The 7120-nt window shown below is 47.1% G+C and carries 5 protein-coding genes and 2 pseudogenes; 1 reads left to right on the top strand and 6 read right to left on the bottom strand.

Features of this window, described 5'->3' with window-relative positions; genetic code table 11:
• Positions 1 to 189 (bottom strand): hypothetical protein (locus FH968_RS23065; RefSeq protein ID WP_223271378.1); only part of this gene is annotated, 189 nt, incomplete at its 3' end.
• A 58-nt stretch (positions 190 to 247) separates the two neighbouring features.
• On the opposite strand from FH968_RS23065, the pseudogene FH968_RS23060 reads away from it, so the two are divergent.
• Positions 248 to 564, top strand: a pseudogene (locus tag FH968_RS23060) (zinc ribbon domain-containing protein); the annotation flags it as partial.
• A gap of 284 nt (positions 565 to 848) precedes the next feature.
• Here the strand turns inward: FH968_RS23060 and FH968_RS23055 are convergent.
• The 5 genes and pseudogenes from FH968_RS23055 to FH968_RS23760 form a co-directional block, all read right to left on the bottom strand.
• Positions 849 to 2240 carry an 8-oxoguanine deaminase gene (locus FH968_RS23055; RefSeq protein ID WP_223271379.1) on the bottom strand — a complete coding sequence of 464 codons (1392 nt, stop codon included), beginning with the start codon at positions 2238 to 2240 and terminating at the stop codon, positions 849 to 851.
• 456 nt (positions 2241 to 2696) lie between these two features.
• On the bottom strand, positions 2697 to 4436 hold the full coding sequence (locus tag FH968_RS23050) for an FAD-binding protein (RefSeq protein WP_189389340.1): 1740 nt from the start codon (positions 4434 to 4436) through the stop codon (positions 2697 to 2699).
• 684 nt (positions 4437 to 5120) lie between these two features.
• On the bottom strand, positions 5121 to 5462 hold the full coding sequence (locus tag FH968_RS24005) for a hypothetical protein (RefSeq protein ID WP_223271377.1): 342 nt from the start codon (positions 5460 to 5462) through the stop codon (positions 5121 to 5123).
• A 338-nt stretch (positions 5463 to 5800) separates the two neighbouring features.
• Positions 5801 to 6466: a TerC family protein gene (locus tag FH968_RS23040; RefSeq protein WP_139883743.1), complete on the bottom strand. Its 666-nt coding sequence runs from the start codon at positions 6464 to 6466 to the stop codon at positions 5801 to 5803.
• Between the two features lie 326 nt (positions 6467 to 6792).
• Positions 6793 to 7120, bottom strand: a pseudogene (locus FH968_RS23760) (hypothetical protein); the annotation flags it as partial.

Raw genomic sequence — 7120 nt, 5'->3', positions numbered from 1 at the left:
CTGCCCGGCATCGTGCCACTGGCCATTCGCCGCCAGGTCAGATACTTTCAGCTCAACCACATCCCCTTTATCACCATTAATAGCCAGCTGCTGCATGCCATCGTGGATAAACAGATTGGTCTGCGCATGACTGAGAATATCCTCAGCAGTCAGAGACAACGTCTGCTGTCCGTTGCCATTCAGAACCACTGTAGCATGCTGAACATGTGCTCCATCATACAGGCCAGCCAGGGTGACTTCTGCCGGTACAATATTAGATCAGGGTTGTACGAGCTTCACCAGTCAGCTGGAGTACAAGCAACTCTGGTGTGTTGGTCAGGTGCTGGCGATAAACCCCACCTGGACGAACCAGAAATGTCCGTGTTGTGGTTATATAGCGAAAGAGAATCGTCAGTCACAAAGCCAGTTTGTGTGTCTGGAATGTGGATATACCGAAAACGCCGACATCAACAGTGCACGTAATATTTTAGCAGCAGGCATGTCGCGTTAACCTGAGGAGAGATGACAGCTTCAGACCCCTCGATGAAGCAGGAACCCACCGAGGCGAGTCAGACTTCGGTCTGAACGCTGTTGGGATCCTTGCCCTTTTGAAATGCCCCGAAAAGGGCGGGGAGGATGCCAACCTGTCCTGACACTCCCTGCCTGAGCGTCAGCGTATAGGGGTTTGAGGGCCAATGGTTTTAAAAATCGATATTGATATCACCGAGTATCAAAATGACTGAAAAACGATATTTGGAACCTCATTTTAGGACAAAGATAACAGTCTGAAATATTTTTATATTTCAGACTGTTATTCTCTTAATGTAGGTTTTCGCCCAGATGGTCCTCAAAACCCTTATGTTGCTCGATCAGCCCATAATCAATTGATGAGCGAATCTGTTCTGTTGCTCAATAATTACCGGTACGTCTACAGTGGTGACTTTACCGTTCTCCACCACAACGCGCCCATTTATGATATTGTAAGCAACCTCTCCTGGATTACAGAATACCAGAGCGGCCACCGGGTCATGGTTTGCACCCGCCAGACTAATTTTGTCGAGCCGGAAAACAGCAAGGTCAGCCATCATCCCTGGAGCCAGCGCACCGATATCATTACGGTTAAGATTTTTCGCCCCTCCGAGAGTGGCAATTTCCAGCGCTTCACGAGCCGTCAGCGCATCCGGTCCAAAACCAACACGTTGCAACAATAGCGCCTGACGCACCTCACCTATCATGTCAGAGCTGTCATTGGACGCTGAACCATCCACACCTAATCCGACATGCATTCCCGCATCCAGCATATGACGCACCGGAGCAATCCCGGACCCAAGACGCATGTTAGAACACGGGCAGTGTGCAACACCGGTTCCTGTGCGGGCAAAGAGCTTCATCCCGTAATCATCCAGTTTGACGCAGTGCGCGTGCCAGACGTCATGCCCTACCCATTCCAGATCCTCAACGTACTGGGCAGGCGTTTTGTTAAACTTTTTTTTGCTGTATTCAATATCACTAATATTTTCTGCCAGATGCGTATGCAAGGATACGCCATACTCACGTGCCAGTTTGGCTGAGTCCCGCATCAGCTGTTCACTGACCGAGAAGGGGGAGCAGGGAGCAACCACAATACGCAGCATTGAGCCATCGCTGGCATCGTGATAGGTCTCAATAACCCGCTGGGTGTCTGCGAGTATTGTTTTTTCATCCTCAACGATTGAGTCTGGCGGCAGCCCTCCCTGTTTACGCCCGACACTCATGCTGCCGCGGCAGGCATGAAAACGCATTCCCATTTCTTGCGCCGCCTCAATACTGTGATCGAGTTTGATGCCATTTGGGTAAACATACTGGTGATCGCTGGAAGTTGTGCACCCTGACAGCATGAGTTCTGTCATCGCCGTTTTAGTGGCCACTTTCATCATTTCCGGAGTCAGACGTTCCCAGATGGGGTATAGCGCAGAGAGCCACTTAAACAATTCACCATTTTGTGCATCGGGTACCACGCGGGTCAGAGTCTGATACATGTGATGATGAGTATTGATAAGTCCCGGAATAACAATGTGCCCTTTTAGGTCGATGATCCGATCAGCCGTCTGCGGGACATCAGCCTCGGTACCGACAGCCACAATGACGTTCCCTTTGATGTAGATACATCCCCGTTTTATTTCCCGGCGCTGTTCATCCATAGTGACGACGACATCGGCATTTTTGAGCAACAAGGTATGTCCCGATGCAGGAATACTGGAAACTATTTTGGTCTCCGTCATTTGCGACAGCATTTTTTCTTTCGCAGATGCCGGTAATGTCGTCAGTAAAGGGGCGAGCATGGGAGCTTTGATCAATAATCTGCGCAAAGGATCTGGTTTATCATTTTTCATATTAAGTCATAACCTTAAAATAACTGTATAGTTTGGTTTTATACCATGACTCATGAAGTAACCATCTGAATTTAATTGGTTTTAGGATAAAGCATTGGAAGCGCTAACTTCTGGATTTTATGCCTGAAGGGCATGGGGATGGCAACAGCATGGCCCGTGATCTTGCTGAATTATTTTCAGTCTCGCGGCCAACAGTTTATCGAATAATCACGTGGACAAAAATGAGTGGCTTACTCTACCGTTAGAAGATGACAGAGGGAAATTGGTTGTAGCAGCATCGGCACGAAACTGGAAAATAAATACAACCAACCTTTACGAGGTTGGCTGCATTATAAGTTAGCCTCTTTAAGAGGATGATACATTCAATACAGATTGTGAATGCGAAAAAACATTACCGGGATCTACTTTTGCTTTAATTTCATTTAGCTGATAAGCAACTGACCCACCAAAATATATCCCCAGAAAATTACCGTAGGAAGCGCCTGGGTCTGCAGCATAGCCATCGTTCACGCCTAGCTGTCGATCCGGATAGTTAAAGTAGCAGCCCTGATATTTATTTCCCCATACCGGGAATGAAGAAGCGCCATCAGTGGCGCTGAGGTGGATATTATTATAACCAAGATTGAACCAGGTCACAATATCCGTTTCAATTTGCAGGGCTTGCGCAGGCGTAGTACCTTCCAATGTTTTCCAGTACGTTTGATATTGAGTTTTAAGCAAGGAGTTTCTGGCTGCAACTGCAGTATTACCGTCATGCCCAGAATCCATTTTATTGATTTGCAATCCATAGCTGTCAATCTGTATTAGAGTTTGTGATGTGTCCGCTGATACAGGAGCGACATTATCAGTCTGAGTATCTGTCAGAAACTCATAAATGGAAGCTGCTTCATTGCCGGTAAAATTAGTGATCATATAACTGCTTTTATATTTCCCTTTCTGATTTTCGCCAGAACCATTAAGCAATTGCGTCATATCAATCCACGGTAAGTCATAGACCGTATCAAGGGCTACCTGTGCAGAAACAGGATGCCCGATCAGGTTGAAACGCTGCTTATGCCATTGAGAGGTTTCAGGTTCAACTATCCATTCATCGAGTTCAGACCAGAAGCTTCTGATCACTTCTTGTGCCCCTGCCTGAGTGGTAATCGGATCAATATCAACACCACCTATTGTGTGGCTATGACCGGAGTTATCACCGTAGACCACCTGCATGACGATGGACATCACATCCGTTGTGGCCGTCATAAAAGTAAACTTACCTAACGTAAAAGCCTGGCCAGGGAGTTTGCTTGTTGCGGTATAGTAAGCTTGCATAAACCGGGTAAAATTATCCGCTCCTGCTCCATTGGTGTTATCAGCGAACTGACTCCATGGAACGGGTAAAGCAACGAACAGCGCCCTTTCTGGTGCGGCAGGGACTTTGTCTTTACGGAAATAATATTTCGTAATTACGCCAAAGTGACCCGCGCCACCACCACGGCTTGCCCAGTTCAGACTGTCTGAATCAGATTCATCAAATGTTCTGAGGGCGAAACCTGCAGTTCTATCCGGGATAACCATTTCGACACCTGCAAGATAATCAACCGTCAGGCCATGCAGGCGAGAGAGCAAGCCATAACCACCACCAGATATATGTCCGCCCGCGCAGACGGAATAGCAGGATCCTCCCGGAAGCGCAGCACCATATTTAGAGTGTAATGTTTGCTGAATTAACCAGTTAGAAGCTCCGGGCTCAACGGTAATGTAATCCGTGCCATTTATAGTCACCTCGTCGATATTTCGCATATTACTCAAATCAATGACAAAGCGAGTTTTGTTGCTTGTTGAGGATGTATCTCGTCGATTAAAAGTGAAATCCTCATAGCAATGACCTCCGGAGATCACTCTAATTTCACCGGATAAGGGAGTGTGATTATTATTAATGTCAATAAGGGCGTTTAAAACATCATCAGTACTCGATGCTAAATAAACACCTTCGCCATTTGTTTCAGTCAGATCATTTTCGAGTGTATAACGTTGATTAAATCCACGATCAAGCCCTGGGTAATTATTTGCTGTTGGTGGAACATAAATATATCCAGACATAACGACTCCTCTGTACATTATGGATTTTCTGACGAATATGCACGTTACCACTATCACTCTGATTATTTGTGATGAACATCACGATAGGGAGGGTAACCAAGTTGAATTTTATTTAAAAATAAACAAATACGTACAAATATATCCGTAAGAATGATGATGCAGGCTTATATATAACCGTTAATGATAGGTGCAATGAACTTAAAGATACAAAAATACAAATGAATATTCACACCTATATGGTCTGCATAATATAAAATGGGCGGGAAATTTTTCTGGAATAGGGATAAGGTTTTTCAAAGTAATCGCTGGCGAAGCGTTGTTCCTGATTATTTTTAAACTTTAGGAAAAACCCCTGTTACAAATAAAGCATAACCCCGCCAGGCTTGGATATTCAGCATAGCCCGAACGACCAAGCCACTTTTCGCAAATTCAACGCCACTTGGACAAAAGCGTAATTCTGTCCAGTCGTTCTGGTAGTGAGAGATCTGGCCTAGCGGAGGATATTATCCGTTTTCCAAGCGGACCCAATACTTGACCTATTAAAGTAGACAACCTTTGCTCCGAAGCAGCCTGTTGAAACGCTCAGGATCGGTGCTTCCCGTTTAACATGTTGATGGACTTTCGGTAGCAATGTATCAAGATCTGCGCAAGGAATGGCAATCACATCATCCGTATAACCTACTATCAAATCACCCGGTGAGACGGCCATTCCGCCACAGCTAACGGTAACTTCATCTCACCCAGACCATCCTTGCTTGGACCACACAGCGTAGTGCCACGGGCATAAACGGCGATGCCACCTTCGGCCCATTCGTTCAGATCGCGGATAGCGCCATCAATGACAAATCCGGCAATTTTCTTCGTTATCGCTGAGGTACGCATCAGACCACCAATCAGTGCCTGCGTCAGATCTCCCGCACCGTCAACCACAATCACATCGCCTGGCAGAGCCATTTCAATGGCTTTGTGGATCATCAGATTATCGCCAGGTCTGACTTTGACCGTCAGTGCCGGACCACACAACACAAGCTGTCGGTCTGCATGATAAGGCTGAAGCCCACGCTACGCCCCATGCTGTCGCCGATATTCGGGACCGGCAACTGGCGAAAAGCTTCGATGGTTGAGCAGCAGATCGTGCGAGGGTGTCTAGGGCCTCTGGTGTAGACTCACCAATATGGGGCATCAGCACCACGTTATAAAGCTGGCGGAAGGGATGACTGGCCGGTAAGGGCTTTTTTAACGAAAGTATCTAACCCGGCAGCGGGCAGGGACTCATCAGCCAACGCCGCTTCATCAATAGCGGAAAAAATTTGGGATTACCTACATTAGTTTTAGACCTGGAATTACACTACTACGCTCATACTTTATGAGCGATCCAGTATACAGCCAGACAGAAGCACTAACAAAACCCCAGCCATCCCTGAGATTAGCGGCAGATGCTGAATTTCTCCGGTGAAGCGCAACAGCGCATTGTCTGTTACCAGCATACTTCCAGCAATCCAGCCGATGAGCGCACCACCCAGCTTAATCATCACCGGAAAACACGCCAGTAACCTCAGCACGACTTTGCTACCCAAAACGATTATTGGAATACTGATGGCAACCCCAAGTGACACCAGCCAGAGATTCCCCTTACCCGCAGCAGCAACAGCCAGAACGTTGTCCAGAGACATCAGTACATCGGCGATCATGATAGTTAATACGGTTTTCCATAGCCGACTGTCTGCAGAGATCTCTTCCTCCTCTTCGTCATTTGCCACCAGTTTACAGCCTATCCATAACAGCAAAATGGCTCCCACGGCCTTGAGCCAAGGGAGCGCAAGCAGTTGCACTGAGATTACCAGAAGAATGATGCGGGCCAGCACGGCCCCGACAGTACCCAGCAAGATTGCTTTTTTCTGGTGTTCTGCAGGGAGCATGCGGCAGGCCATTGCGATAACGATTGCATTATCCCCCCCCAGCAGCAGATCGATCGCCACTATCTGCAATAAAGGAAGGGTAAAATCCAGATGTTCAACCAACCAGTGCATAAAATTCTCTAAGAAGATGATAGCGGGATTATGCCCAGTAACAGCGATAGAACTAACATAATAATACTGCTCAGTAGCGACATTTTGAATGTAACTAACTGATTTTATAATAATTTTTCTTTAACATGCTCACCACCAGATAGGTGTAGGCAACTAGTGGGCTAAGGATATGTACCGATTGTCCCATCAGCGATGTGCGTGCCATTCAGCATTGATTAAATAATGCTCTTAATGTACAAAACTTCCGTTTCCCAAATCACCCCCACTTAGTTTGGTTTTTAACACCATTCAGAGACAGAATGTGTCGATGTTGACTTATGTTCACCTCACGACGTTTCCGGTGAAACCGGGGAGACTATCAGGCGGTAGACAAAGGGTAATGCAATGTCCGTGGCTGTCTGTAACTGCCAGCCACAGCGCAGCAGTAATTGTTCAAACCCGGGCACACTGCCGGTCAGTCGTGCCAGAAGGGGGCGGGTCTGCTGTCCGTCATCATTAAACGCCACATCGAGTGATGAACGGGAGAGATAAACCCCGTTCACGCCGTCGTTCAGACTGATCGCATAACGTCCGGACCACTCCTGGTCGCTCAGAACCCTGTAAATCCAGCGAGCCGTTTTCGCGGTTTCCAGCGCATACGTCAGCCGGAATAAG

Source organism: Buttiauxella sp. B2, from assembly GCF_006376615.1.
Lineage (GTDB): Bacteria > Pseudomonadota > Gammaproteobacteria > Enterobacterales > Enterobacteriaceae > Buttiauxella.
The sequence above is the reverse complement of the archived record's forward strand: the minus strand, read 5'-3'. Positions and strand labels throughout refer to the sequence as shown.

Bases quoted from the DNA above. Each gene is read 5' to 3' on its own strand.
- FH968_RS23055 (WP_223271379.1), bottom strand. From the start codon at position 2,240: ATGACGGAGACCAAAATAGTTTCCAGTATTCCTGCATCGGGACATACC.
- FH968_RS23050 (WP_189389340.1), bottom strand. From the start codon at position 4,436: ATGTCTGGATATATTTATGTTCCACCAACAGCAAATAATTACCCAGGG.
- FH968_RS23040 (WP_139883743.1), bottom strand. From the start codon at position 6,466: ATGCACTGGTTGGTTGAACATCTGGATTTTACCCTTCCTTTATTGCAG.